The organism is Enterococcus diestrammenae (genome assembly GCF_049384045.1).
Classification (GTDB): Bacteria; Bacillota; Bacilli; order Lactobacillales; family Enterococcaceae; genus Enterococcus_C; species Enterococcus_C diestrammenae.
In genome coordinates, this window is sequence record NZ_JBMRGR010000012.1 from 83,884 (window position 1) to 108,130 (window position 24,247).

Consider the following 24,247-nt stretch of genomic DNA (forward strand, 5'->3'; position numbering starts at 1 on the left):
AGCGGCTACATAAAAAGCTGGCTTGCGGCAAACCTTGCCTCACTCCAGCAAAAGCAAGCCTTCTTGCCACAGGTTGCTTTTCTGACAGTTAAAAATTCTAGGAGGTTCTCCCTTGAAAAATTTTGATTATGAACAAATGATGGCTGGCAAACTATACCTGGCCTCAGACTTGCCCCCTGAACAGTCCGTCCTTCCCGGGATTGGCGATATGCGGGGCAAGTTATTAACCCAGCAAATCAACCAAGTTCCCCTCAACGATTTTGACGAAATTGTCCGTCTAGAAGGCGAGTTGGTGGGCTCTCACGGCAAAAGCTATTTCATCCATCCCCCTCTCTACGTGGATTTTGGTAGCCATCTTCATCTAGGCGAAAATTTCTATTGCAATGTCGATCCGATTTTCATCGATGTCAACACCATTACATTTGGCGACAACGTCATGATTGGACCCCGGGTGGGCTTTTATACTGCCGGCCACCCCACTGATGCCGCGATTCGCAATTCAGGACTAGAATTTGGCCTGCCTATCACAGTCGGTGACAATGTTTGGATTTGCGCCCAAGCTACGATTCTCCCTGGTGTAACCATCGGTAAGAATAGTATCGTCGCTGCTGGTGCCGTCGTTACCAAAGATGTGCCAGAAAACGTCCTTGTCGGTGGCAATCCCGCTCGTGTCATCCGCGAACTTGGTGAAGCTGACAAACAAAAATGGTCCGCCCAACAAGCTGCCTACCATAAAGCGAAAGAACAGTTTCAAGGAAAATAATTGTCTACTATTTAGATGCGAAAAGAAGCCTCTCCCAATTTTGGGAGAAGCTTTTTTAGTTGCCGAAGTCGGTCATTAAGACGCCTATCTACAATCTATAGCTCATGCCAAAACTTTCCCCTCTGGAAAAGCTGTTCGGAAAAGCTTGCGGACGATAGGCCCTGCGATCAACAGTTGCAAAGGCAAAGCCATGATCAGATTGATGGGAATATTGGTCAACCACATCATTAAGAGCTTGGACCATTGCTGAGTCGTAACTGCCACTTCCAATGCGCCATAAAGGGACATGATGAAAACCATCGGCAACACCATACAACAAGAAACCGTGATGACTTTGCGAAGATCGCCATGGTGAGGTTTCAACAACTTGCCAAAAGCCACACCTTTTGCCGGACCCGAAACCACAAACCAGTCACAAAACATCGCTACGACAAAACCAATCGGAAAGCCCAACCAGGCTTCTTCTACCACTTGCCAACTCAGCTCACCATTATGCAAAGCAACATTATAAATGCTCATCCACAGCACCATAAAGGCACACATCAATACAGTATAAATCAAACTTTCTCTTTTGTTACGGGGCATTACTCTTCCTCCAATTCTTTTCTTACCAGAAAAACCCATAAGACGCAAAAAAGCCGTGGTGGTCATTCCATCAACTCGTTACGACCTCCACTGCTGTGTACATCTCACTGCGTTATTTTTGGTTTACTGATAAATTTACCATAGCAGATTTTTTTCTTTCTCGTAAGTACTTTTTTACTTTTTCTGAAAACTTTCATCAGATTCTAAACTTCAGAAATCGGCAAATTTTTGAATCCCTGCGCTTTTTTCTGCTACTATAAAGAAAAAGCTGACCTTTAGGAGGCGCGCCATGACTATTCTATCCTTTGAACACATCAACTTGTCCAAAGGCGGCACCCCGCTTTTGACTGATATTAACTGGCAAATCCACTCCGGTGAAGACTGGGGGCTTCTCGGCCTCAACGGTGCTGGCAAAACCTTAATGCTCCAGATGATTGCCGGTAATCTTTGGCCTTCTAGTGGTAAGTTAACCGTACTCGGTGAAGTTTTCGGCAAGACCAATATTCCTGATTTGACCAAACGCATCGGCTGGGTTTCTAATATCTTGCAGCACAAGTTTTATCAAAATGATGTTGCCGAAGAAATCGCCTCTCAGGAAAGTTTGCCTCGATTGGTATTTGGCAGGCTTATCCCGCAGCCGATCTGCGTACCGCTCGAGAGTTGTTGGCTTCACTAGGAGGAGCATCCTTACTGGGTAAAAGCTATCAAGTCCTCTCTCAAGGGGAAAAGCAGCTGGTCTTGATTGCCCGAGCACTGATGGCTAAACCAGAATTATTGATTTTGGATGAACCTTGTAACGGTCTGGATCTTTTTGCTAGAGAAGATTTACTCGCCCGTATCCAACAGATCAAAGCCCAACCCAACGCTCCCACCGTCTTAATGGTAACGCATCACACGGAAGAAATTCCAGACTTCATTAGCCATGTCTTGATGATTCGTGACGGTCAGATTGTTCGGCAAGGACCCCGCGCTGAGTTGATGACCCCAGAGGTTTTGACAGCATTTTATCAAAAGCCGATTGCGATTCACCCTTACACTAATGGACGCGTGATTGTTCAACCTCGTCTACCAAAAACGAATTTTCAAGGGATAAAAGACTGATTTATCAAGGATGCAAGCAACTATTGCGAGAATTTTTACCCCAAGCAACCAGGCCTTTCTCGTCTTTTTTGGGGGATTCAGCTACACTAGTCTCAGGAGGACATATCATGTTAGCAGAGATACTCAAACAACGACGAACCGAGCTAGGACTGACTCAGCAGATTGTAGCTGAACACCTGAATGTGACCCGACAAGCCATTTCAAGTTGGGAGACTGGCAAAAGCTTTCCAGACATTCCGACACTGGTTAAACTATCCGATTATTACCAACTTTCTTTGGATCGGATGCTCAAAGGAGATGCGGCCTATATGCAAAAAATCGAAGCCGATAAACGCGATCTCACCTATCTAAAGCGTAAACTTGCCAACAGTATGGCACCCTTTATCATTCTATTGGGTTTGTTAATTTTGCTAGAGCTTACCCAACATGATTTTAAAGAACAGCTTTGGGATTGGCTCTATCTATTTACGCGTTGGGGGGTGTTGCTTTATTCCCTATGGCTTTATTGGATTATTCGCCAAGCCAAACGCTTAAATCTGTGGCTATCAGCAAGCTTCATACTCATATTCTTAACCCTGACCTTGCGTTTTGCTGAGCCCCTTTTCACCCTACCTTACGCTGGCCTTATCTACTGGGTCTTACAAGTGGCCGCCTTGGCGGGTATCGTCATCAGCCTCCGATACAAATAATAAAAAAACGATGGCGGAAGGATTCTCCTACTCGAAAATCCTTCCCCATCGTTTATTTTTGATGCAAGGCACTATTTTTATAACCATATCCAAAATAAATCAACGCACCGATTAACAAGGTTATGGCGAAAACCAGCCATGTCACAGCTTCTAAACGAGTTATCAAGAAAAGACAGCTGGCCACGGATAAAACTGGCAAGACTGGCACAAAAGGCACCTTAAACTCGCCTTTTTTCGGTGGTCCCATCATTTTCCGTAGTTTCAAGACTCCCAAAGCCATCAAGGCCAGATAAGACAAGGCCACGATATTGGTAAGCTCTGCCAAGATATTCAACGGAAAAGCCGCTGCGAAGAACAAGGCAAAGGCCCCGGCTACCCAAGTGGCCTTCTTTGGCGTATGGTGCTTTGGATCGATTTCTTGCATGAATTTAGGGAGTAACCCATCTTTACTGATGGCATAGAGTAGTCGTGCCAACGAATACATCATCGAAATCGTCACCGTCAGTAAAGTCAAAATCGCACCGATAGAAATCACGCTACCTAAAAAATTATGGCCGACATACCGCATAGCAAAAGCCACTGGATCGCTAACATTGAGCTTCTCAAAAGGAACAATCCCCGATAAAATCAACGTCACGATGATGTACAAAATCGTTGCAATGGCAATCGAGCCGACGATTCCCCGCGGCACATCTCGCTGAGGATTTTTCACTTCTTCGGCTGCCATGGAGACCGCGTCAAAGCCCAGAAAAGCAAAGAACACCAGCGCGGCACCGTCAAAAATCCCTTTGGCACCAAAAGGCGTAAAGGGCTGCCAGTTCCCCGGTTTGACGAAGAAAATCCCCACTAGAATAAACAATAAGATAATGGCGAATTTCACCCAAACCATCGCGTTGTTTAAGCGCAGCGCTTTTTTGGCTTCTTGAGTCACCCAGAAAGTCACAAAAACCACCACGATTGCCGCAATTAAATCAATATACGTCCCTTTTTCCGGATTGTAGCCTGCCGTCAAAGCCGTGGGCAAATCAATGCCGATACTACTCAAGAACCCCTGCAGATAACCCGACCAGCCGGATGCCACCGATGAGACGGCCAACATAAATTCACAAATTAAAAACCAACCGGCAAACCAAGCCACCACTTCACCAAATACAACATAGAGGTAGGCGTAAGGGCCACCAAGAATCGGAACCCGTGAGGCAAATTCGGCAAAGCACAAGCCCGATAAGATAACAACTACTGCCGCTACCACAAATGAAAGTGACAACGCTGGACCGGCGTACAAAGCGGTGGCTTGACCGGTGATCACAAAAATCCCAGTACCGATAATCGCGCCAATCCCTAGCATGATCAAATCTTTCAATGTCAAAGTGCGGTTCATATCGCCACGAGCAGCAGTTTCAAAGGTCTTTTTACGAAACAAATCCATACTTTTTTTCACCATTCCTCCAAGGTCAAACACTCCTTAAAGGCCTTTTCATCTATTAGATACTCTTCATATATCCTAAAAGAATACCACCACAGATAACAAAAAAGCAACCTAAAATAACATAAACCAGTTCTTTTTTGGTTTTGCGTTCACCCAATAAGAAAATGCCCCCCAAAGTGGAAATGATGATCCCCATCTGAGACAAAGAGAAGCTAACCGCTAGCCCTAGGGATTGAATTCCTGCCAACATACAGATATTCCCAATCCCCCATAACAAACCAGCCGTCATATTCTTAACAACAAAGCGATTATACTGAATATCCTTCAATGTAAATAACAAGGCACCGACAACCATCCCCACGCTTTGTGGCAAGATCACGGCAGCTGGATCCAAATTGGCCCAAGTGATAATAATCGTATAAACCCCATATCCCAAAGTCGAAATCAATAAGGCCCGGGATCCTTTACCAAAATCAAACATCTTCTGGTCTTCTGGCAAATTTTTCATCCGATCTGGGTCCCGTCGAGAAGTATAGTAAGAGCCCAAGACTAATAAGGCCAACGCGATTCCCCCCAAAAGGAAATCACCGCCTTTACGCCATTCACCGAACAACACCGCTCCCGCAATCGTATTCAAAAATAACTGCATCCCGGTAGACAACGGCAAGCCGACAGAAATTCCCATGTAGTGCATTCCTTGAAACTGCCCTTTTTGGCCGATACTCCAAAAAATCCCTGATAAAAAACCAAAGACGATGACCGCCGTCGACATCGTGGGTTGCATCACGAAAAACACCACTAAAGAAAATAACAGGGCCCCAATCGTCATCCCCAATGTTTGTTGGTTGGCTGAACCACCCATTTTACCGCTAACCAATGCAATACTTCCCCACGCCACCATGGGCACCAAGGCAATCAATAATTCCATACTAAAACGCTCCCTTTAAAATTGTCTTGTTGTCTTTTTTGGTACTCTTGTCGAGCCCTTTTCAAAAGCCTACAAATCAAGCGGATTAACCCGGATTCATCAGCGAAAAATATCTTTGAAAAACCTTTCTTTAAGACATACTTTGGTAGTGTAACAGTGAAATCGTTTTACCCACAAGTATATTTTTCTGGAATTTTCCTGAAATCATTCTTGAAAAAGACCTATTTAATAAATTCTTAAAGATTCTTCATGAAAAGAAGACCACCCCGACTATCGTCTCCACTAGCGTTTTTATGCGAACCAAGAGTCTTCAGATGGTCTATCCAAAAATGCATGACACAAGAAAACTTGGCAGAATTGCTTCCGGAGAATGCCTCGAGTTGTAGCGGGACTGGCAAATGCCAAACTGGTTGTCAATCCGCCAAAAACCAAGGGGATAGCAACCAATAATCTGCTAGCTCACCTTAGTGATTGCCGCTTAGGTGAACTGTATGGGATATACTTCTTTAGTCCTCAGACATCCTTAACACTACAACTCGAGAGATGCTCCTCTGGCAAGTCCACCCTGTTTTGTTGATAATCGATTGATTCCCTTGGCTTCGTAAATTCAACAAATTCCTTTCTCGTAAGGTCCCATGTGTCCCGTGAAAAAGAGAAAATTTAGCGGAATAGCATTGGATTGATAGTCACTTTAAATGTGCCTATACAAAAAAACCAAACATCAGCAAATTCGCCAAAGTTTGGTTTCAAAAACGTCTCATTTTCTGTTAATTGTCGGCAAGCAGGCCAAAAATCATTTCTGCTCTTGATAAAAGGCGAGGTAAGGGAAGTACAAACTCATCGTGGTGCCTGCCCCCACTACCGATTTAGCTGTCAGTTCCAAACCGAGCTGGTTGGCGAGGTTGCGCGCCAGATACAAGCCCAAACCCGTGGCGTGGGTTTCTGAAAAGCGCCCATTTTGCCCGGTAAAACCTTTGTCAAAGATTCGTCCCAAGTCTTCAGAGGGAATGCCGATACCGGTATCTTTCACTAAGAGTTGGACCCCTTTCGCCTTTTTTTCAATGGTCAGGGTGATTGTGCCCTCAGAAGGTGTGTATTTGATAGCGTTACTCACTAGTTGCTGCAAAATAAAGCCGAGCCATTTGCCATCAGTCAGCACACTTTGATCCTCTCCCAAGACTTCATAGCGAATCTTTCGTTGGATAAAGTAGTTGGCGTTACTTCGCAAAACCGGCAGTAATACCTCTTTTAATGAGGTATCCTTGATCAAATAATCCTTTGAAAAATTATCCAAACGAGAAAAATACAAGACTTGTTCCACATAGCCATCGATCTTTCCCAATTCATTTTCCAACATCATGTATTTGTCATCCGGAATATCAAACTCTAGCGACCGCAGCAACAGCTGAGAAGCCGCTAGCGGTACTTTGATTTCATGGACCCAAGAATCAATATAATCTTTTTGTTCCTCTTGACCGGCTACGATTTCTTGCATCATGGACTGGTGTTCTCTGATTACTTGATTGATGTACTCTTGTTGCAGCTGTTCATCTTCCCGCCGTGCCCCGGTCAAATAATTTTGCATCGCACTTTGTTCTTTATGCAACGCCAGCTTTTGCCACCAAACTCGCCGGGAAAAATAGTGATACACCAATAATACTATCAACAAGACGCCTTCGATTAGTGCTAAATAACCTACCGTCCCCCAGTCTAAGGGCAACCCTGGCGATAACCAAATGACAAAAACAGTCAACAGCACAAATAACAGCCAGCCCGCTGCCACTAGTTTTTGATCCTTCAAAAAACGCCAAAAGCTCATCTTGTCACCACCATTCCCCTGTGCTCCAGATTTTGATTAGGGAATCAAGTACCCTTGGCCGACTTTCGTTTCGATATAACCAGTCAAACCAGCTTGATCGATTTTTCGCCGCAAACGGTTGATATTCACCGTCAAGGTATTGTCATCCACAAAGCGTTCATCATCCCATAACGCCCGCAGCAATTTTTCCCGAGAAAGAATCTTTCCTTGATTTTTCAATAATATATATAAGAGCCGGTATTCATTTTTGGAAAGATCAATCACTGTCTCTGCCACTTCAGCTGTGCTATTGTCCACATTGAGGGTCAGGCCGTTGTGACTCAAGGTCTCAGTCGTACCACTGGAATAGTTATAGGAACGCCGCAGTAAAGCATTGATTTTGGCAATCAGCACATCGATTTCAAAGGGTTTCGTCACAAAATCGTCTGCCCCCATGTTCATGGCCATGATCATATCCATGTTGGTATTGCGACTGGAGATGAAAATGATCGGCACCTGAGAAACCTCGCGAATTTTACGACACCAATAATACCCATCAAACACCGGCAAATTGATATCCAACAAAATCAACTGGGGTTCTTGTGTTTGGAAATCCTCGAAGACCTCCTGAAAATCGGTTGTACCAAAAACCTCAAATTGCCATTTTTTCAACTCTTCCATTAATAATTGGCGAATGACGCCCTCGTCTTCCACCACCATGATTTTTGCCATGATCATCCCTCCTCACGAGATTCATCTGCTTGTGGAGGAAAATGCCACAAGCCAACTTTTTACTAACTAACCCTAACGAACGTAACCGCAAAAGTCATCCGGCTTTCGGCTGATTTTGCTCCTGACCCAAGAGTATCAAAAAAACACCGGAAACGCTACTGACCACCTTTTTTCCTCTGGTAATTTCCTCAAACTAAGATTTCAGTCTCAAGCATGAGGTCTTTTGCGACCAAGCTTGGTACTATAAAAGAAAGACTTGTCACAAAGGAAAGGTGGTAGCTTATGGCTAGCCAAACAGAACAACAGATTCCCCAACGTTTAGACAATATTTTCCAAGATTATGAAAGTAATTCAGCTACGGAAGCTTATTATCAAACAATTGCTGCCCAACTAAAAACCAAGGTGTTGGAAGAACTCGTAGCCGGTGCTGATTTTGCAGATGCCATCGCAATGGCTTTTGCTGATGAAGCCAAAATCAAGACCGTTTTGGCCACCATCACTAACAAGAAGCCCCCAGTCTACACCTATACCGGTGACCCCTTCTTTCAAAAAACTGATGAGGCTGTCGCAAAACTAGCTGCTTCTCTGACTAATTCAGAAACCGGCCCTCATGAGGAACCACAAAACCCACCGCCAGCTGAGGAAACGACCGAAGCTTTCGCTACTGAACGCGACCTTCCCCCACAAGCGAGTACCGGCAACTGGAAGGAGCTAGGCCAACAGCTTTTAGAGAAGATGCCCCCATTAAAAGATGAACTTCTAGGACTAGTAGGAGCAGCTTTTGGTGAGCCGCTGCTTGTCCATGCTCATCTCGAAAATACCGCCAGCTTAGAAGATGCTTGGTGGGCTACCCAGGAGAAGAAAAACTGGACTCCCCTCCAGTATGACCTCCCCGGCGCCAATGTCAAAAGCGTGGTATTCGATGGGTTTACCGATAGCAACCTCGCTCTATTTGCGGGAACAGACGAAGACTTTCATATTATCGAGCAACTGGCACTGGACAATGGGGATCTCTTTAGTCGTTATCAGCTAGGGGGACAACTGCGCTTTACAGAAGGCCCCCGACCGGCTGTAGCTAAAGGCATGAAGAGCTACCTCACCGTCTATTTTCCGGTGAATTTTACCGGCCAATTGCAAGTCGTAAATAACAGTGGCCGTCTTCTTTTGGGTGGTTTGACCGACTTGACGACTTGCCAACTGCATTTGAAATCGGGGGCATTGATTGCTCGGGAAATCAGTAGCCAGACACTGACGGCTAGCGCGACCAGTGGCAGTTTAGATATCGCCCATCTCTCCAGCAACTCCGCTACCCTCACTACAAAATCGGGAGCCCTAAGAGTCACCGACAGCGATAGCGAACTTCTAAAAGCTAGCACAACAAGCGGTAGTTTACGCCTGACAAACGGCGCTTATCATGAAGTGGTGACTTCAGCTAAAAGCGGTAGTTTGAAATTGAACCAGCTTACTGCACACCGACTGGCAGGACACACCAAGTCTGGCAATCTCATCCTCAAAAACAGCCAATGTCCGGCAATCTATGGTGAAACTAAAAGTGGTTCTCTGCATTTTCAACAGCTTCAAGGTGGGGGCCTTTTAAAAACCAAATCCGGAACGATTCGTGGCACTGGCCTAAGCTTAACTCAACCACTGGAAATGACCACCAAAGACGGCAATATCGCGGTTGGATTCACCCCTGAAGCAAGCTATCACTTCGATCTTCACACCATCAACGGTCAGGTGAAACACTTGGGGGACTATACTAAGAAAATCAGCCACAGCAACCATCTGGTAGGCAGCATAGGCAGCCGCCCCCTCTATGAATTGCTAGCCACCAGCAAAAATGGCAACCTCACCATCGAATAAACCTAGTGAAACCACGTCTTAGTCCAAGTTCCGTCACTGATTGCTCAAACATATCGAGTTAGCAACTAGCTTCTCTAGCACGCCTGACTGGCTAAACGCTGTTCTTCTGGTTGAATGGATTTCGTTTTAGTAGTCCTTGCGCCCTTACGCTATGTTTGAAGCCCAATGGTAAAAACGAACACGCTTTTCGTTGGTATTCGCCAATCTAGAGACCAGCGACATATAAAAACTGCACCTAGCGTTTCTGCTAGGTGCAGTTTTTTCTTAATTAAGGCCGTCTGCCATCTAATGGATTATTATTGATCAATCCGGCAGCAGGGGTTTCTTCAATGACTTTTTCAATAACCGTTTTCTTATCTTCAGGTTTATCTTCGTTGTCGGAGTCTTCGGTATCAGACTCCTCATCCAAATTCAGTTCTTTTTCCAATTCATCAATCTTTTTAAAGGAATCATTGTCCTTGGCTTCTTCTGCCAATTTCTTCAATTTGTCGTCTTGATCGTCTACCATTTTTGAAAGCCTCCTTAATTGATGTCTTACCAACATAAAAACCATTTAAGATACAAACGTCGAAACTCCGGTTTTGCTAAAAGGCGCCCCTTCACTTCGACTTTATCTACATTAAGCCTACCATGTTTTAGCAGATAAAGCGAAGAATCTGCCGGTTTTTGACTGTTATCTTGTCGAAAAAAGCCAGATAGCCCTCCCCTGCTATATCAATCTGCTCCTGTAATAAGAGGGATTTGTTGCCGATCATCGTCGTTTAGGTGAAATGTCCTAACCGTCATTCTTAAAATTTAGCAAATATCTTCGCAAAATCTGACTGTCAGCCGAGTGTTTGACACCACAAAATTAGGTCAAGTCGTTGATTACTTTTTGCATCAACTCTGCGGCTTCCTCTGGCAAAGCGTTGTAACCAGCCATCGCCGTTTTTTGTTCCAAGATAAAGTCTAGCCGGCTTTGCATCCGGGTCCGCAAGGCTGCGACATACTCAGGATCATCGAAGTCCACATCGAAGCCTGCCACTGGCAAGTAGCTCATGCCTTTTAGTGGGCCAAATGGAACAAATTCGGCTGCGTTTTCCACGATTTTTTCGATGGACCCCAGCGTATCGGCAGGTTTGACTTTTTTGCCTTTGTAAAAACCAGTATTCAGGATATAGCAAGCGGTGTGATTTTGCTCAAATAAATCTTTGAAATCCGCAAAATCTTGGCCCAGCGGATAGACCCGGAATGGATTGGCATAAGGTTCAATCACCAATTTATCCATATCCACATTACCTACCACGTTTTCGGCAGTTGTCCGTTTCGTCGCCAAGGTCAAACCAAAGACCGCAGCTAGCGTTGGGTCATCTAGTTTCACCACTGGTGGCAAGCTGTCATCTTTCATAATCCAAAAAATCGCATCAATGGCGGAGCGTAAATGATCCACCCGGTTTGGGGTCACATAGCGAGATTTCACCGTCCGACCATTGCCATTGCGGATATCTTGGGTGACGATGACTTTCTTGCCTTCGTCGTCCAAAGTCACCCCGACATTTTGACAGGTGATGAAGTAAGCCACCGCCGGATCAGTCAATGGATAATCCTGGGTTTTATCGAAGTAAGCCGGTTCCAAAGCCGTAGTAGAGCCATCTTCTTTGTTGATCACAAAGGCGTCATCATGAAGGACTTTCACTTGGTACTTGTCCCCATGTTTCGCCAAAGTAATGGTGGATTTCCCTGATCCAGAAAGACCAAAAGCCGCCATGGTGAATTTTTTATCCGGCAATTGATACTGTTTCATGCCTCCGTGACAAGCGACATAGCCATTGCGATGAGCCGTCGCCCAAGCCAAGGTCAAGGTGGCTTTTTTCATTTCCCCAAAGTAATTCAAGCCCAAAACCGCAGCCACATTGTGCTCGGGATCAAACAAGGCCAACCCATGAGGAAAATCCGGGTGACGCCAATCCGGATCCACATACAAAAAGATATCATTTTCTGGATAAGCTTTGGAATTTTGGTAATCAGACAACCACTCCTTAGTAGCGATCTGGAAGTTTAGCAAATAAGAATAGAAATTGGTTTCATAGTGCTCTGGTAACAGCACATGGGCTTTTACCATAAAGTCCCTATCCAAACCGACAACCACTTCACCCCGATAAAACTTCTTATGGGTACCTTGTAACAGCGCATCCCGTAACACGCCTTCATAAAGCGTTTTCTCGATACCCGGCTGTCCAATAACACGGCGCGCTGCCGCTGTCCGCCCAGTAACTTTGCCATCGTTAAAAACGATGACCTTCGCATCAGCAGGTAAGGCCAAGTCTTCGGTGTGAGCCACAGGCATATCCGTAACGACTGCCCCTGGTGCAGTTTTTGCCAACTCATAAGCCGTCTTTAAATCTGCCACCAATTCGACATTATTGCCGTAAAAAGCCGACTCGACCAACGTCTTAAAGCTAGAAAAGAGTTTGTTGTCTGGAGTGATGTCCCCATGGGAAAAAGTACCGACAGTTGCCATATAATGATTCCTCCATTCGATTATTAAATGTATAGCGTTTACAATCTAACAATTTCATTATAATACAACTGACTTTTTCTGTCTCACCTTTTTCATACTTTACTGGCTATTATCTGTATTCCGATAATCCTTCTCTAATCAATAACGACCGTTTATTTTCAATTCCTCCCCGGTAGCCGGTTAATTCCCCGTTTTTTCCTACCACTCGATGACAAGGCACGACAATCATCAAGGGATTGCGCCCCACGGCATTGGCTACTGCTCGTACAGCGGTAGGGCGTCCCAGTTGTTGCGCCAGAGCACTATAAGTAGTCAGCTGACCATAGGGTTGTTGGAGGAGCAGTTGCCATACTTGTTGCTGAAAGTCCGTGCCGATAAAATGAAGAGGCAGTTGAAATTGTTGGCGAATACCAGCATCGTAGTCCAAGAGTTGTTGCCGCGCTTCTGCTAAAAGCACCGCAGCTGATTCACTAGCTGCCTCTGACAAAAACTGGTAGTCAGGAAAATAGTGTGCCATTTCCTCTGGATTTACGCGACTGATATAGAGCAGTGCCTCAGCTGTTGCTCCGATGCGCAAAGTCAGCGCCAGTTTTGGCAAGGTAACTTCTTGGTAGTACATGGTCTTATTCATAAGACACGCCTCCTTTTGGTTCCATTATACAAAAAGACCCACCCTAGCTATACGCTTGGGGTAGATCTTTGAAAAACTTATTTTCTTCTAAAGAAATGCTTTAGTTCTTCAACGGCAGCATAATCGATAAATCTCAGATGCAGCTGCAAATTCCCTGTGCCTTCTTTGACAGTCAGCGCCACGTGGCCAATCTGTTTTGGGTACAGCCAGATGCTACTCTTTTCCGCAAAAGCTTGGATTTTCGGACGTTCCACAAAGGTCAAAGTTTTCGTGATCACCGCGAAATTCTGGATACACAAGCGCTTTTCCGATTGCAGGCTATATCCTTGGTAATGACAATCAAGAAAACTGGCAACCAACGCCACGACCGTCACCAGTGTCATCACCCCACCAGCTGCAGGATGGACAAAAAAAGCTGCGAGGGTCGCTGGTACCATGATCAAAACGGGCCAACGCCAAAAGTAAAACAGCTTCCCGCGGGATACATACTGGATAGCGGGCTGATTAAAATCCCAATCTGGCAACAAAAAGTCTAAAACCCCATAGAGTTCTTTCTCCTGGATAATCGGCAAAAAATACAAGGCTTTGCTTTCTCCAGATTCCCCCTCAGTTTCTTGCCCCCCAGCTAGTAAAAGTTGCACCGAAGACAAACCTAAGACTTTTCGCAGCAGTTGTTGATTGATTTTGATTCCCTGCAATTTTGCTAGAGGAATTTTTTGAACTCGCCGCTCTAGTAAGCCGCTTTCGATCGTCAATGTATCCCCTGTGCGACTAACTTGAAAATTGTAGTACTGCAGGAAGTTTTTCACCAAAGAGAAGACCATCAAGATTAGCAAAATGACGGCTCCAAAAGCTAAAGCCATCAACCAGCCCGCTTTCAGCAAATTGACAGAGAGATCCGCTGCCCGATCAATCCAGCCTTCTGGAACCAGTTCTTGGATGAAAACAAGGATGGTAAATGCAGCAAAAAGCATACTCAAATCCGTGATCCCAAACCAAAAAATCTGTTGGTTTGTTACCTGGTAGATATATTCCGGCGATTTGGTTGTAGCAACAACTGGTGTCTGAGAATCCACCCTATCGTTATCCTCCGCCAATTCAGCCACTAAAGCCTCATTTCCCCCCTGCTTAGATACAGAATTGCGGTAACCTTCGATTTGCGACAACAGGGCTTCCGGCACTGCCACCAAGGAGGCCTCCGCCTTATTTGCTCCCCCACCCGCGGTTTCAATCAGCACTTGAGTCACATGAAATGGTTGGAAAAAGAACCACTGGCGTTCCTTGATGGTCTGCATCCGCTCATAAAAAATATCCGTCTCCGATTTACGGAATACCCCTTTGTAAATCACGACTTTTTCAGGGGAAATCTGATAGTATTCGCTAAAATAGCGCACCATCGCAAAAATAGTGAGCACCAAAGCAAGGCCACCAATCAATAGCCAGCTCACCCCTTCACCAATTTTGGTCTGAAAAAAGAGGGCGATAAAGATAAAAAAGAAGGCTTTGATATTGTTAAATAGATAAATAACTAAGGCCAGTGGATGAAAGCGGCGTTTTTCAGACATCTTCTTTCGCCACCTTTACCATATCGATGATTTGTTGCCGCAACGCCATGGCTTCCTCCATATCCAGACCCGCCAGATGATGGTCTGTCGCTGCCGTGTGAATCACGATTTCCATCAGATTCTCCTTGCGCAAAAATGGTCCCTGCTCAGTCTCTACGTGTTGGATACGATTGATGGGCACATAAGTTATGCTGCGAAACAGATACCCTTCCTGAAATGCCAAATCTTCAGGAGTAATCTCATAGCGATGAAAATAATAACGATAAGGAATCAAGACTTGCCGTATAATAAACAAAAGCAAAACCAACAAAAAGTAACCGATAATCAACCAAAGCGGCACCCCTTTAAAGTGGTCCGTCGCTACAAGAATTCCCATCACGACGGCTCCAATGATAACAAAGATCCCTGTTGCTAATAGATTGCTCTTTTGCCATACTTTCTTGATTCGCGCTGGCATCTGTTTCGGTAAAATCGGATATTCCATGACTTCAACCTCCAACTTTTTTCATTTCTTTTTCCTTCTGTGTGGCTTACACCTTCCTTGCATCTTATCCAATGCGCACGACTGGGTCAAGGTTAAATAACAAACTTTTCGATAAATATCCGGATAAGAATAAGAGTGCCCGGCTGTTTCACGAAAGTTACCGGCTACCATCAACCCAAGTCCTCGAAGCTAAAATTCACCATTTTCATGTCATCGAAAAATTAGAAATTTCTCGATACCCCTTGGTAAAACGGGATTTTAGAGAGGCTAAAACTTCTAAGAGCTTAGCGTAAAATAAAAACCGCTCCGCCGATTATCGTTTTGATAATCAACGAAACGGTTTTGCTTCACAGCTACTAAGTGATTGCTACAACAGAACAAATTGCATTTTTTAAAGAATTAGCTTTTAGCTAAGGTTTACTTTTCCCGCGTATCAATAATGATCGTAACCGGCCCATCGTTCACCAAGGCAACTTTCATATCTGCACCAAATTCCCCTGTCGCCACGGTCAAGCCGGCATCTCGCAACTTTTGATTGAAGGCTTCATAAAGTGGAATGGCAACTTCCGGGCGGGCAGCTTTGACAAAACTTGGCCGATTGCCTTTTTTCGTATCAGCATACAAGGTGAACTGAGAGATGCTCAAGATTGCCCCGCCATCTGCTAAAGAGGCCAACGACCGGTTCATCTTGCCTTCATCGTCTTCAAAAACCCGCATCATGCTGATTTTGCGGACCAGATAGCTGACATCTTCCAGCCCATCTTCTTCGTGAATGCCTAATAGCACCACGAAGCCTTGACCGATTTCCCCCACCACGGCACCATCAATGGTGACACGGGCTTCTGAAACTCGTTGAATCACTGCGCGCATGGTTTACCCCCGAGTACGCCGGACACTATAAACTTCCGGTATTTGCTTAATTTTATCGACAATTGATTTCAAATGGTTCAAGTTTTGGATGCTGACTGTCAGGCGAATAGTCGCCATCTTGTCTTTATTGGACTTGGCTTCGACGCTTTGCAGTCGCTTGGTCATGGCATTGACCGTCATCAAGACATCATTGAGTAAGCCACTGCGATCATAGCCGTAGATTTCCAAATCCGCATCATATTCCTTCGAGCTGTTCCCTGCATCTTCCCATTCCACTTCAATCAGACGAGGTTGAGCGGCCGCCCCGCGAACATTGGGACAATCTGCTCGGTGAATCGAAATCCCCCGCCCTTTCGTGATATAGCCGACGATGGCATCCCCTGGCACCGGATTGCAACAACGGCTGATCCGGATCAATAGGTTGTCCACCCCTTCGATGACGATGCCTCCTTCATGGCGCACCTTCATCTTTTCTTTTTTCTCTTGGGGTTGGTTCACTAACTCTTGGACTTGTTGTTCTTTTTTCTCTTTTTCCCGTTGCTTCCGCTCTTCCACCGTCAGACGATTGGCAAGAGAGGTGGCCGACAACTCGCCATAGCCTACCGCCGCATAAAGGTCATCTTCTTCTTGGTAGTTGAAATGCTCGCAAGCCTCTTTTAACTTGTCTTTGGTCAACATCTCTTTGGGTAAAAATTCCATCTCCATCAAGGTGCGGTATAAGGTATCATGCCCTTTTTGGATGTTACTTTCCCGATCTTGCGTCTTGAAGAAGCGTTTGATTTTATTTTTCGCTTTGCTGGTAGTGACTAGCTTCAACCAATCCCGACTTGGGCCAAAGGAGTTCGGCGAGGTTAAGATTTCGATGATGTCACCATTTTTCAGCTTATAATCCAGCTGTACCATCTTGCCGTTGACCTTGGCCCCCGTGGTTTTATTGCCGATATCAGTATGGATATTGTAGGCAAAATCCAGCGGTCCCGAGCCTTTTGGTAACTCGGAAACATCACCTTTAGGAGTGAAGACATACACCTTATCAGAGAAAATATCGCCTTTGACCCCTTCCATAAACTCAGGGGCATCATAGGCATCATCTTGCAGTTCCAAAATTTCTTGGAACCATCCTACTTGTTTGCGAGGAATGGCTTCTTCGGTGACTTTTTCCGTCCGGCCTTCCTTATACGCCCAGTGTGCTGCCACCCCAAATTCGGCAATCTCATGCATTTCATGGGTCCGAATTTGGATTTCGACTGGGTTGCCTTTAGGACCGATGACTGTCGTATGCAGCGACTGGTACATATTGGCTTTTGGCATCGCGATGTAGTCTTTAAAACGTCCCGGCATCGGTTTCCATTTGGTATGAATCGTTCCCAAAACGGCATAACAATCCTTGATGGAGTCTACGATGACGCGAATCGCTAACAAGTCATAAATCTCATCGAATTTCTTTTTCTGATCCACCATTTTACGATAAATGGAATAAATATGTTTCGGGCGACCGTAGATTTCGGCAAAAATATCCAGCTCTTCTGTCGCCACACGGATTTCTTCGACAGCTTCAGCTACATAAGCCTCCCGCTCGGTCCGCTTGGATTGCATCAAATGAACGATGCGATAATACTGTTTCGGATTAAGATAACGCAAGGCGGTATCTTCCAATTCCCATTTGATACGGCTAATCCCTAATCGATGAGCCAAAGGAGCGTAAATTTCAATCGTTTCTTTGGCGATGCGGCGTTGCTTGTCTTCTCGCAAATGCTTCAACGTCCGCATATTGTGAAGGCGGTCTGCCAATTTCACCATGATGACCCGCAAATCTTGTGCCATGGCCAACAACATCTTGCGGTGATTTTCTGCCAATTGCTCTTCGTGGGACTTGTATTTAATCTTGCGCAACTTGGTGACGCCATCCACCAACATAGCCACATCTTCGCCAAACTCAGCGGTTAAATCTTGCAGCGTCACATCCGTGTCCTCCACCACATCATGCAAAAAACCAGTGGCGACGGTGTGGGGATCCATGTGTAATTCTGCCAAAATCCCCGCTACTTGAATCGGATGGATGATATACGGTTCGCCAGATTTACGAAATTGGCCATCATGGGCAGCAGTCGCATAATTCAACGCCTTTTCGACAAAGGCCACATGCTCGGGACTCATGTAGCCCTGCACCAATTTGATGACGCCGGGGCCGGTCAATACGATTTCTTTACTCACGCTGCAGTCCCTCCTTCTTGATTTTGAGGAGAAGGAGGACACTTATTGCCTCGCTACTCCTCAAAGCCTGCATAAAATAAGAAAGGCCGAACGAACATCTCCAGTTCTCGAGACTGAAGGCGGAACCGCCACATGAAGCTTTTGCTCATGCGTCAGTGCCGCCTTCAGTCCGAAATAAGCTAGTTCGTGAAGCCAGACATTGTTAGATTGGTATGATAAAAGATTAGCTTGATAATTTGATCTTTTTTGTCTATCAAAAAGTACTACTGTATCCCAAGCAGTACTCTCTGAAATGATTGTCATTATTATACACGGTGGTAGCGGCTTTTTCAATCAACCGGCCAGATCTGCCGCAGTTCTTGTTGCAAATTTAAGTCTTCGAAACGAGTAAGTCCTACCCGGGCCACGCCTCGGTTTACCAACTCTTGCAGGTCCTCAGGGGTGATCCTTTCCAGATTGATCTGTAGCTTCAGCTTGTCGCCACCTTCATAAGCAATCGTGGTGGCATCGTGAAGGGCATTTTCAATCGACGTCCCTTGTCCTAAAACCAGGCAAGGCCAGCCCCACTCTTTCATGGCGCGCCCCAGATAAATTTTAGTCAACTCCGTGATCTCACGGGAATCGACGCGGGTGCGGATTTCTCCCCAAGCACTGGCTAAAGGTGTCAACGCTCGCTCTAACTCTGCAGCCATTTCCGGTTGTTGCAACAAGGCATCCCCGTTGACCGTAAGCTCCAAAAAGTCAGCCCCTTCTTGAAAACTTTTTCCTACTTCAAAGGCTTTTTTAGCTACCGTTCCGCAACCTAGGGGATAATCAACAACCGCCCCCAGACGAATATCCGTACCTAGCAAAAGTTGCTTCGCCCGGCGTAAATGTACCGGTAATACCACAATTTCTTGCAAACCTGGCTGTTGCCTAGCGGCGGTTAAGGCATCTTTTAGCTCCCAATCTCGCATCGCCGGATCCAGTATCCGCAAACTAACCACATCACTGATTTTCACCAATTTCTCCTCCATCAACGAAATTCCAACCTTTTACTTTACCAATAACTCACGATAAAAACTAGCCGCACTCAATAGATACAACGGTGCCGTTTCCGTCCGTAAAATCCGCGGACCTAAACCACACAGCCGCCCGCCAGCAGCGGTGAGCTTTTCAATCTCAGCTGGCATAATGCCCCCTTCTGGCCCAAAGACTGCCAAAATCCGAGTACCTACTGCCGCTTCTTGTAAGACTTGTACCAATTGAGCACCTTCGCCGGCTTTGGCACTTTCTTCATAGGCAACGAGGATCACATCAAACTGCTCCAACAACTGGTACAACTGACCGCTGTTTTCCAATAATTTGACGGTAGGGGTCACTTGTCGTTGGGACTGTTCTGCCGCTTCTTGGGCGATTTTCTCCAAGCGTTGGGCTTTTTTCGCAAGTTTTTTACTATCCCATTTCACCACTGAGGCTTGCGCAGGAAAACCGATAAAGCCCGCTGCCCCCAACTCCGTCCCTTTTTGGACGATCCATTCCAACTTGTCGCCTTTTGGATAACCAGAAGCAATGGTGATCGCTAGGGGGAGTTCTTTTTCTTGCACCTCTTTGGCAACTTCTTTGACCAGCACTTGCTCTTCTCTTACTTCGGTGATTTCTGCGATGATGGTGGTCTGATCGCTAAATACCAGATAGACTCGCTCTGCCGGTTTCATGCGCATCACGCGAATCATGTGATGAAAAATTTCTCCTGTCAGGGAATAGTCTGCTTGCGGCTGATAATTCGACTGCATAAAATAACGTTGCATGGCAATTCACTTCCTCATCTCAAGTAGCCCCTTGTCCTCAACCAGCTGTCGGATCAAGGGCAGCATCGTCTTCCGTGGCTTTTTTCAAAATAATCGCATACCAGTCTCGTTGATTGAAGACTTGGTCCACTTGGAAACCGGCAGCAATCATCGCAGCGATAACCTGGTCTTTTTTCTCTTGAATAATCCCCGAAACGATCAAACGTCCAGTTGGTTTCAGCAGACGGTAAGCATCAGGAATCATCAATAAAATAATATCCGCTAAAATATTAGCGACAATCACGTCAGCTTCCAACTCCACACCGTTTAGCAAGTCATTGGCAGCCACTCGTACATCTGCAGCAACTGGGTTTAAATCCATATTGTCCCGTGCCGAGCGTACAGCGACTTCATCCAAATCATAGGCATGAACTAAGCCAGCACCGAGATGCTTGCTGGCAATGCTCAACACCCCAGAACCAGTCCCCACATCCAAGACCGTCTCCCCTCCTCGCAGCACTACTTCCAGCGCTTGCAAAGTCAGACGAGTCGTCGGATGAGTCCCGGTACCAAAGGCCATCCCCGGATCCAGACGAATAATTTTTTCGTCGGGGTGACTGGCTTCGTACTCCTCCCAGCTAGGGACGATGGTCAAATAACGACTGATGCCCACTGGATGATAGTATTTCTTCCAAGCTGTCGCCCAATCCCCATCGGAAACTTCTGTCACGGTGATTTCATTTTTCCCAAGGGCCAAACCAAACTCTGGCAGTTGGGCAATCGTCTCTTTCATAAAAGGCAAAATTTCCGGTAAAAAAATCGTCTCCGGAAAATAAGCAGCCACCCGAGCACCTTCTGTCAAATCGGTCAAGGCGCTGGTGTCAGCTATCTCACCAAAGGCATCACTCTGCCAATTTTGGGCATCCAATGCATCTTCAATCGCGACACCACTGGCCCCAGCTTCCATCAAAATATTGGCAACGGCTTCCACAGATTCGCTAGCCGTTTCAACTTTTACTTCATACCATTTCATGCGTTTGTCCTCTTTCTGGTTGTTACCTTATGCCAACCCTTTGGCAACTTTTTCTCGTTGCTTAATCGCTACTTTCTCACTGCTTAATAGGCAGGATAAGGCAGATAAGTCGTTAAGCCTTTTGCTTCATTTTCCCGCACCAACTCGGCAAACTGTTCTCGATCCCAGTGCAACTCGAAAACTTCCGCTGCATCCTCGTCATTTAAAAAGTCCATCAAATCACTTAAGCCCTCATCCATGACCTCTTTTAGGTAAGTGACTAAGGCGTCCAATTCCCCTTGGCGCAGACCTTTTTTCCCTTCGTAAGGATAAACGGCCAAGTAATCTGCCGCATCGTACTTGGACTTTTTCGGGTCCACCAATAAAATGCCATCTTCAAACTCGATAATTGCTTCTTCTGATGCCACGCCTTCTGCATCATCTAGATGAAGTTGCGCTGGATTTTCGGCAAACAAGCGAATCACCAACTCCACACTGTGATTTTTGACATCCCAATCGATGGCCACATCGTAATCCGGCAGTTGTTTGGTTAATTGCTCATCTAAATAAGTTAACATGGTTGCTTTTGCCATTGTTTTTTCCTCCATTTTTGAGAGTCTATACTTTTCTAAAAGCAGCTCCCGGTTTATTGCCAGCCGTGATCAGCAGCCACGTCAGCTTTTTTCTGTTTGGTTACATACGGATTGCCCTCACAGACGAAACGCAGTGGCAGCTGCGTCCACTTGCCTTTGTTGGGAATTCCGATTCTCGGCAGCTCCAAAATTTTCCGCGGTTGGCGCTTTTTCTCTGGACAAATATGTAAGTCACTAGAAAAAATCGATTGCCCATAGAAGTCGGGCGTCACCCCTAACGCTTCAATCAGTTTTCCCGGTCCATCTGAAATCGCTGCACCCGTTTTGCCCCCACGATTTCCACTCATTTGGGCTAAAGAAGCCGGATCCGGTTCTAACCCCCGAATCATCACTCCTTGAGGATGGCCGGCAGGTTGTGTCACCATATTCAAAATCAGATGGGTGTGCATTTGATAGAGATAAATCGTCCCCGGCTCCTGATACATCGCCCGCACCCGTGGCGTCTGACGCATCCCATAACTATGAGCCGCCTCGTCTTCGGGGCCGAGATATGCTTCACAGTCCACGATCCAACCGCCAAGCTTACTGCCATCTGGCAAGCGATGTTCCAGATACATCCCCACCAAATAGCGAGCCACAGCCACTGTACTACTCGTGCCAAAGATTTTCTGGGCTTCTACTAAACTACTCGTCATCTTCCTCACCAAAGCCTATTCTACACGATTCAGGGATTCCTTACTAGCAAGGGGGATGGGATAAGTGGTAATTCCGCCAAATCAATACTTTTGGCTCAGAAAAAGAGGCCTTTCGTCGGCTCTTTGAAACTCCCGTGCTATACTGAAGGTAAAGCTCATCAAGAAAGGAGGAAAACAAGTGGAAAAACCTTTAGCCTTCCGGATGCGCCCTCGCAATCTGGATGAAGTGGTGGGACAACAGCACCTAGTCGGACCGGGAAAAATCATTCGTCGTATGGTGACCGCCAAGATGCTTTCCTCGATGATTCTCTACGGTCCTCCTGGCACAGGGAAAACCAGTATTGCCTCAGCGATTGCTGGTTCGACCCAATACGCCTTTCGGATGCTGAATGCCGCTACCGATACTAAAAAGGACCTGCAAATCGTCGCTGAAGAAGCCAAAATGAGCGGAACTGTGATTTTGCTATTAGATGAAGTCCATCGCTTGGACAAAACCAAACAAGATTTTCTCCTGCCTCACTTGGAATCAGGCCGGATCATCATGATCGGCGCCACGACGGAAAATCCCTATATTACCATCAATCCCGCAATCCGTAGCCGGACGCAAATTTTTGAAGTCAAACCTTTAACAGAAAGCGATATTTTGACTGCCGTCGACCAAGCCTTGGCAGATAAAGAACGCGGCTTAGGTAACTATCCGGTAGAAATCGAGGAAACGGCACGGCGGCACCTCTCTCGTGCCACCAACGGCGACCTGCGTAGTGCCTTAAACGGCCTTGAGCTGGCCGTTCGTTCGACACCTCCAGAAGCAGATGGCATCATTCATTTGACCTTAACCGTCATGGAAGAATGCCTCCAACGTAAAGCCTTGACCCATGACAAAGATGGTGATGCCCATTATGACGTCATCTCCGCCTTCCAAAAGTCCATCCGCGGCAGCGACGTTAACGCTGCCCTCCATTACCTTGCTCGCTTGGTGGAAGCCGGCGATTTGGCGATTATTTGTCGCCGCTTGATGGTTATCGGCTATGAAGACATCGGTCTGGCCAATCCTGCGGCAGCCGCTCGGACGGTCAATGCCGTTTTAGCTGCCGAACGCCTCGGTTTACCGGAAGCGCGGATTCCCTTAGCAGATACTGTCGTGGATCTCTGCCTGTCGCCAAAATCCAACTCCGCCTACGTAGCGGTGGATGCAGCGCTTGCTGATATCCGGGAAGGAAATGCTGGCGCTGTGCCAGATCATTTGCGGGACAGCCATTACCAAGGGGCCAAAGACCTCGGTCGGGGCATCGGCTATCAGTACCCCCATGATTTTGAAAACGCCTGGGTAGATCAGCAGTATTTACCAGACAAACTCAAGAACGCTTCCTACTACCAGCCAAAAGCCACTGGTAAATACGAGCAAGCGTTAGGACAACAGTATCAACGCATCCAACAATGGCGCCAACAGCACACCAATTCCAAGAAAAACTAGCGGCAAAGTACCTACAAACGGTTGACTCGTCTCGAAAATCAGCAAGTATCCGCTTTCAAAAATAGGAGTTTTTTATTGCAGACTTTCAAGGGACGTGCTACTATGTAAGTGGGAATTCTGTGATGTACGAGTTGTCTTTTCTGTGTGTTGACCGAACATCTTTATTGATACCTCGGGATCCGTCTTGTGTGCAGACTGCTAGCATGCCTTATCATTTGGTAGCTTTAGGCCTTCACCGTGGAACCCACCTGCTGATCATTGCGGGATCAATACTATAAGACGAAGAACGGCATCGACGGATATTACCCATTCTAACTGAATGCGGCCTCTCACTTAGGTGGGAGGCTTTTTTTTGTTTTTCGTGGCGTATAAAAAGCGAGCGAGGATTGTCTGTTTTCGAGGAAGGACGTCTCGAAAACTTGATGTGTGGTGGATGGTGAAGGTAAAGCGTGGACGCCTTGCCACTGCTAAACTGGTTTTTCGTGGCGTATAAAAAGCGAGCGAGGATTGTCTGTTTTCGAGGAAGGACGTCTCGAAAACTTGATGTGTGGT

Annotated in this window: 22 protein-coding genes, 1 other RNA gene and 1 pseudogene; 6 read left to right on the plus strand and 18 right to left on the minus strand. The window is 46.1% G+C overall.

Annotation, left to right across the window (positions count from 1 at the left end; translation table 11 throughout):
• Positions 1–136: 136 nt before the first annotated feature.
• Positions 137–763, plus strand: coding sequence for a sugar O-acetyltransferase (locus tag ACO03U_RS09560; protein ID WP_204686789.1), 627 nt, complete (start codon positions 137–139; stop codon positions 761–763).
• A 102-nt stretch (positions 764–865) separates the two neighbouring features.
• On the opposite strand, the gene ACO03U_RS09565 is transcribed toward ACO03U_RS09560, so the two are convergent.
• Positions 866–1,348, minus strand: a complete 483-nt coding sequence (locus ACO03U_RS09565) for a DUF2798 domain-containing protein (protein ID WP_161870698.1) — start codon at positions 1,346–1,348, stop codon at positions 866–868.
• Between the two features lie 289 nt (positions 1,349–1,637).
• Between ACO03U_RS09565 and ACO03U_RS09570 the strand changes: the two are divergent.
• Positions 1,638–2,449 (plus strand): annotated as a pseudogene (locus tag ACO03U_RS09570) (ABC transporter ATP-binding protein).
• A 107-nt stretch (positions 2,450–2,556) separates the two neighbouring features.
• Positions 2,557–3,138 (plus strand): helix-turn-helix transcriptional regulator, encoded by a 582-nt coding sequence (locus tag ACO03U_RS09575; protein ID WP_204686733.1) that lies wholly within the window; start codon positions 2,557–2,559, stop codon positions 3,136–3,138.
• A 52-nt stretch (positions 3,139–3,190) separates the two neighbouring features.
• On the opposite strand, the gene ACO03U_RS09580 is transcribed toward ACO03U_RS09575, so the two are convergent.
• From ACO03U_RS09580 to sapR, 4 genes are all read right to left on the minus strand, one after another.
• On the minus strand, positions 3,191–4,567 hold the full coding sequence (locus tag ACO03U_RS09580) for an APC family permease (protein WP_204686788.1): 1,377 nt from the start codon (positions 4,565–4,567) through the stop codon (positions 3,191–3,193).
• A 55-nt stretch (positions 4,568–4,622) separates the two neighbouring features.
• Complete coding sequence (locus ACO03U_RS09585) at positions 4,623–5,495, minus strand: GRP family sugar transporter (protein WP_161870695.1); 873 nt, start codon at positions 5,493–5,495, stop codon at positions 4,623–4,625.
• A gap of 793 nt (positions 5,496–6,288) precedes the next feature.
• Positions 6,289–7,314 carry a two-component system sensor histidine kinase SapS gene (gene sapS / locus ACO03U_RS09590; protein WP_204686732.1) on the minus strand — a complete coding sequence of 342 codons (1,026 nt, stop codon included), beginning with the start codon at positions 7,312–7,314 and terminating at the stop codon, positions 6,289–6,291.
• Positions 7,315–7,350: 36 nt separating this feature from the next.
• The gene (gene sapR, locus ACO03U_RS09595) at positions 7,351–8,025 is read right to left on the minus strand and encodes a two-component system response regulator SapR (RefSeq protein ID WP_161870693.1); all 675 of its coding nucleotides are present in this window, start codon (positions 8,023–8,025) and stop codon (positions 7,351–7,353) included.
• A gap of 282 nt (positions 8,026–8,307) precedes the next feature.
• On the opposite strand from sapR, the gene ACO03U_RS09600 reads away from it, so the two are divergent.
• On the plus strand, positions 8,308–9,888 hold the full coding sequence (locus tag ACO03U_RS09600; RefSeq protein WP_204686731.1) for a DUF4097 family beta strand repeat-containing protein: 1,581 nt from the start codon (positions 8,308–8,310) through the stop codon (positions 9,886–9,888).
• 268 nt (positions 9,889–10,156) lie between these two features.
• Here the strand turns inward: ACO03U_RS09600 and ACO03U_RS09605 are convergent, their stop codons facing one another.
• The 12 genes from ACO03U_RS09605 to ACO03U_RS09660 form a co-directional block, all read right to left on the minus strand.
• On the minus strand, positions 10,157–10,396 hold the full coding sequence (locus tag ACO03U_RS09605; protein ID WP_204686730.1) for a hypothetical protein: 240 nt from the start codon (positions 10,394–10,396) through the stop codon (positions 10,157–10,159).
• A gap of 342 nt (positions 10,397–10,738) precedes the next feature.
• On the minus strand, positions 10,739–12,388 hold the full coding sequence (locus ACO03U_RS09610; protein WP_204686729.1) for a phosphoenolpyruvate carboxykinase (ATP): 1,650 nt from the start codon (positions 12,386–12,388) through the stop codon (positions 10,739–10,741).
• A gap of 109 nt (positions 12,389–12,497) precedes the next feature.
• The gene (locus ACO03U_RS09615) at positions 12,498–13,019 is read right to left on the minus strand and encodes a methylated-DNA--[protein]-cysteine S-methyltransferase (protein ID WP_423104661.1); all 522 of its coding nucleotides are present in this window, start codon (positions 13,017–13,019) and stop codon (positions 12,498–12,500) included.
• Positions 13,020–13,096: 77 nt separating this feature from the next.
• Positions 13,097–14,584, minus strand: coding sequence for a PH domain-containing protein (locus ACO03U_RS09620; protein WP_204686728.1), 1,488 nt, complete (start codon positions 14,582–14,584; stop codon positions 13,097–13,099).
• Complete coding sequence (locus tag ACO03U_RS09625) at positions 14,577–15,068, minus strand: PH domain-containing protein (protein ID WP_204686727.1); 492 nt, start codon at positions 15,066–15,068, stop codon at positions 14,577–14,579. Before ACO03U_RS09625 ends, ACO03U_RS09620 begins: the two co-directional genes overlap by 8 nt.
• A gap of 417 nt (positions 15,069–15,485) precedes the next feature.
• The gene (dtd, locus tag ACO03U_RS09630) at positions 15,486–15,938 is read right to left on the minus strand and encodes a D-aminoacyl-tRNA deacylase (protein ID WP_161870687.1); all 453 of its coding nucleotides are present in this window, start codon (positions 15,936–15,938) and stop codon (positions 15,486–15,488) included.
• A 3-nt stretch (positions 15,939–15,941) separates the two neighbouring features.
• On the minus strand, positions 15,942–18,152 hold the full coding sequence (locus tag ACO03U_RS09635; protein WP_161870686.1) for a RelA/SpoT family protein: 2,211 nt from the start codon (positions 18,150–18,152) through the stop codon (positions 15,942–15,944).
• 329 nt (positions 18,153–18,481) lie between these two features.
• Complete coding sequence (locus tag ACO03U_RS09640; RefSeq protein WP_204686726.1) at positions 18,482–19,153, minus strand: deoxyribose-phosphate aldolase; 672 nt, start codon at positions 19,151–19,153, stop codon at positions 18,482–18,484.
• Positions 19,154–19,186: 33 nt separating this feature from the next.
• Complete coding sequence (locus ACO03U_RS09645; protein WP_204686725.1) at positions 19,187–19,942, minus strand: 16S rRNA (uracil(1498)-N(3))-methyltransferase; 756 nt, start codon at positions 19,940–19,942, stop codon at positions 19,187–19,189.
• Positions 19,943–19,979: 37 nt separating this feature from the next.
• The gene (gene prmA / locus ACO03U_RS09650; RefSeq protein ID WP_161870683.1) at positions 19,980–20,954 is read right to left on the minus strand and encodes a 50S ribosomal protein L11 methyltransferase; all 975 of its coding nucleotides are present in this window, start codon (positions 20,952–20,954) and stop codon (positions 19,980–19,982) included.
• An 83-nt stretch (positions 20,955–21,037) separates the two neighbouring features.
• Positions 21,038–21,526 carry a DUF3013 family protein gene (locus tag ACO03U_RS09655; RefSeq protein ID WP_204686724.1) on the minus strand — a complete coding sequence of 163 codons (489 nt, stop codon included), beginning with the start codon at positions 21,524–21,526 and terminating at the stop codon, positions 21,038–21,040.
• Between the two features lie 53 nt (positions 21,527–21,579).
• Positions 21,580–22,221: a DNA-3-methyladenine glycosylase gene (locus tag ACO03U_RS09660; RefSeq protein ID WP_204686723.1), complete on the minus strand. Its 642-nt coding sequence runs from the start codon at positions 22,219–22,221 to the stop codon at positions 21,580–21,582.
• A 178-nt stretch (positions 22,222–22,399) separates the two neighbouring features.
• On the opposite strand from ACO03U_RS09660, the gene ACO03U_RS09665 reads away from it, so the two are divergent.
• Positions 22,400–23,695: a replication-associated recombination protein A gene (locus tag ACO03U_RS09665; RefSeq protein WP_161870680.1), complete on the plus strand. Its 1,296-nt coding sequence runs from the start codon at positions 22,400–22,402 to the stop codon at positions 23,693–23,695.
• Between the two features lie 111 nt (positions 23,696–23,806).
• Positions 23,807–24,001, plus strand: a non-coding RNA gene (gene ssrS, locus ACO03U_RS09670) — 6S RNA.
• Between the two features lie 27 nt (positions 24,002–24,028).
• Here the strand turns inward: ssrS and ACO03U_RS09675 are convergent.
• Positions 24,029–24,247 (minus strand): hypothetical protein (locus ACO03U_RS09675; protein WP_423104666.1); only part of this gene is annotated, 219 nt, incomplete at its 5' end.

What these genes read in the sequence shown, in the direction of transcription:
- ACO03U_RS09575 (WP_204686733.1), top strand. Translation starts at nt 2,557, where the DNA reads ATGTTAGCAGAGATACTCAAACAACGACGAACCGAGCTAGGACTGACT.
- ACO03U_RS09560 (WP_204686789.1), top strand. Translation starts at nt 137, where the DNA reads ATGATGGCTGGCAAACTATACCTGGCCTCAGACTTGCCCCCTGAACAG.
- ACO03U_RS09605 (WP_204686730.1), bottom strand. Translation starts at nt 10,396, where the DNA reads ATGGTAGACGATCAAGACGACAAATTGAAGAAATTGGCAGAAGAAGCC.
- ACO03U_RS09620 (WP_204686728.1), bottom strand. Translation starts at nt 14,584, where the DNA reads ATGTCTGAAAAACGCCGCTTTCATCCACTGGCCTTAGTTATTTATCTA.
- ACO03U_RS09615 (WP_423104661.1), bottom strand. Translation starts at nt 13,019, where the DNA reads ATGAATAAGACCATGTACTACCAAGAAGTTACCTTGCCAAAACTGGCG.
- sapS (WP_204686732.1), bottom strand. Translation starts at nt 7,314, where the DNA reads ATGAGCTTTTGGCGTTTTTTGAAGGATCAAAAACTAGTGGCAGCGGGC.
- ACO03U_RS09585 (WP_161870695.1), bottom strand. Translation starts at nt 5,495, where the DNA reads ATGGAATTATTGATTGCCTTGGTGCCCATGGTGGCGTGGGGAAGTATT.
- prmA (WP_161870683.1), bottom strand. Translation starts at nt 20,954, where the DNA reads ATGAAATGGTATGAAGTAAAAGTTGAAACGGCTAGCGAATCTGTGGAA.
- ACO03U_RS09660 (WP_204686723.1), bottom strand. Translation starts at nt 22,221, where the DNA reads ATGACGAGTAGTTTAGTAGAAGCCCAGAAAATCTTTGGCACGAGTAGT.
- sapR (WP_161870693.1), bottom strand. Translation starts at nt 8,025, where the DNA reads ATGGCAAAAATCATGGTGGTGGAAGACGAGGGCGTCATTCGCCAATTA.
- dtd (WP_161870687.1), bottom strand. Translation starts at nt 15,938, where the DNA reads ATGCGCGCAGTGATTCAACGAGTTTCAGAAGCCCGTGTCACCATTGAT.
- ACO03U_RS09580 (WP_204686788.1), bottom strand. Translation starts at nt 4,567, where the DNA reads ATGGATTTGTTTCGTAAAAAGACCTTTGAAACTGCTGCTCGTGGCGAT.
- ACO03U_RS09655 (WP_204686724.1), bottom strand. Translation starts at nt 21,526, where the DNA reads ATGGCAAAAGCAACCATGTTAACTTATTTAGATGAGCAATTAACCAAA.
- ACO03U_RS09645 (WP_204686725.1), bottom strand. Translation starts at nt 19,942, where the DNA reads ATGCAACGTTATTTTATGCAGTCGAATTATCAGCCGCAAGCAGACTAT.
- ACO03U_RS09625 (WP_204686727.1), bottom strand. Translation starts at nt 15,068, where the DNA reads ATGGAATATCCGATTTTACCGAAACAGATGCCAGCGCGAATCAAGAAA.
- ACO03U_RS09565 (WP_161870698.1), bottom strand. Translation starts at nt 1,348, where the DNA reads ATGCCCCGTAACAAAAGAGAAAGTTTGATTTATACTGTATTGATGTGT.
- ACO03U_RS09600 (WP_204686731.1), top strand. Translation starts at nt 8,308, where the DNA reads ATGGCTAGCCAAACAGAACAACAGATTCCCCAACGTTTAGACAATATT.
- ACO03U_RS09610 (WP_204686729.1), bottom strand. Translation starts at nt 12,388, where the DNA reads ATGGCAACTGTCGGTACTTTTTCCCATGGGGACATCACTCCAGACAAC.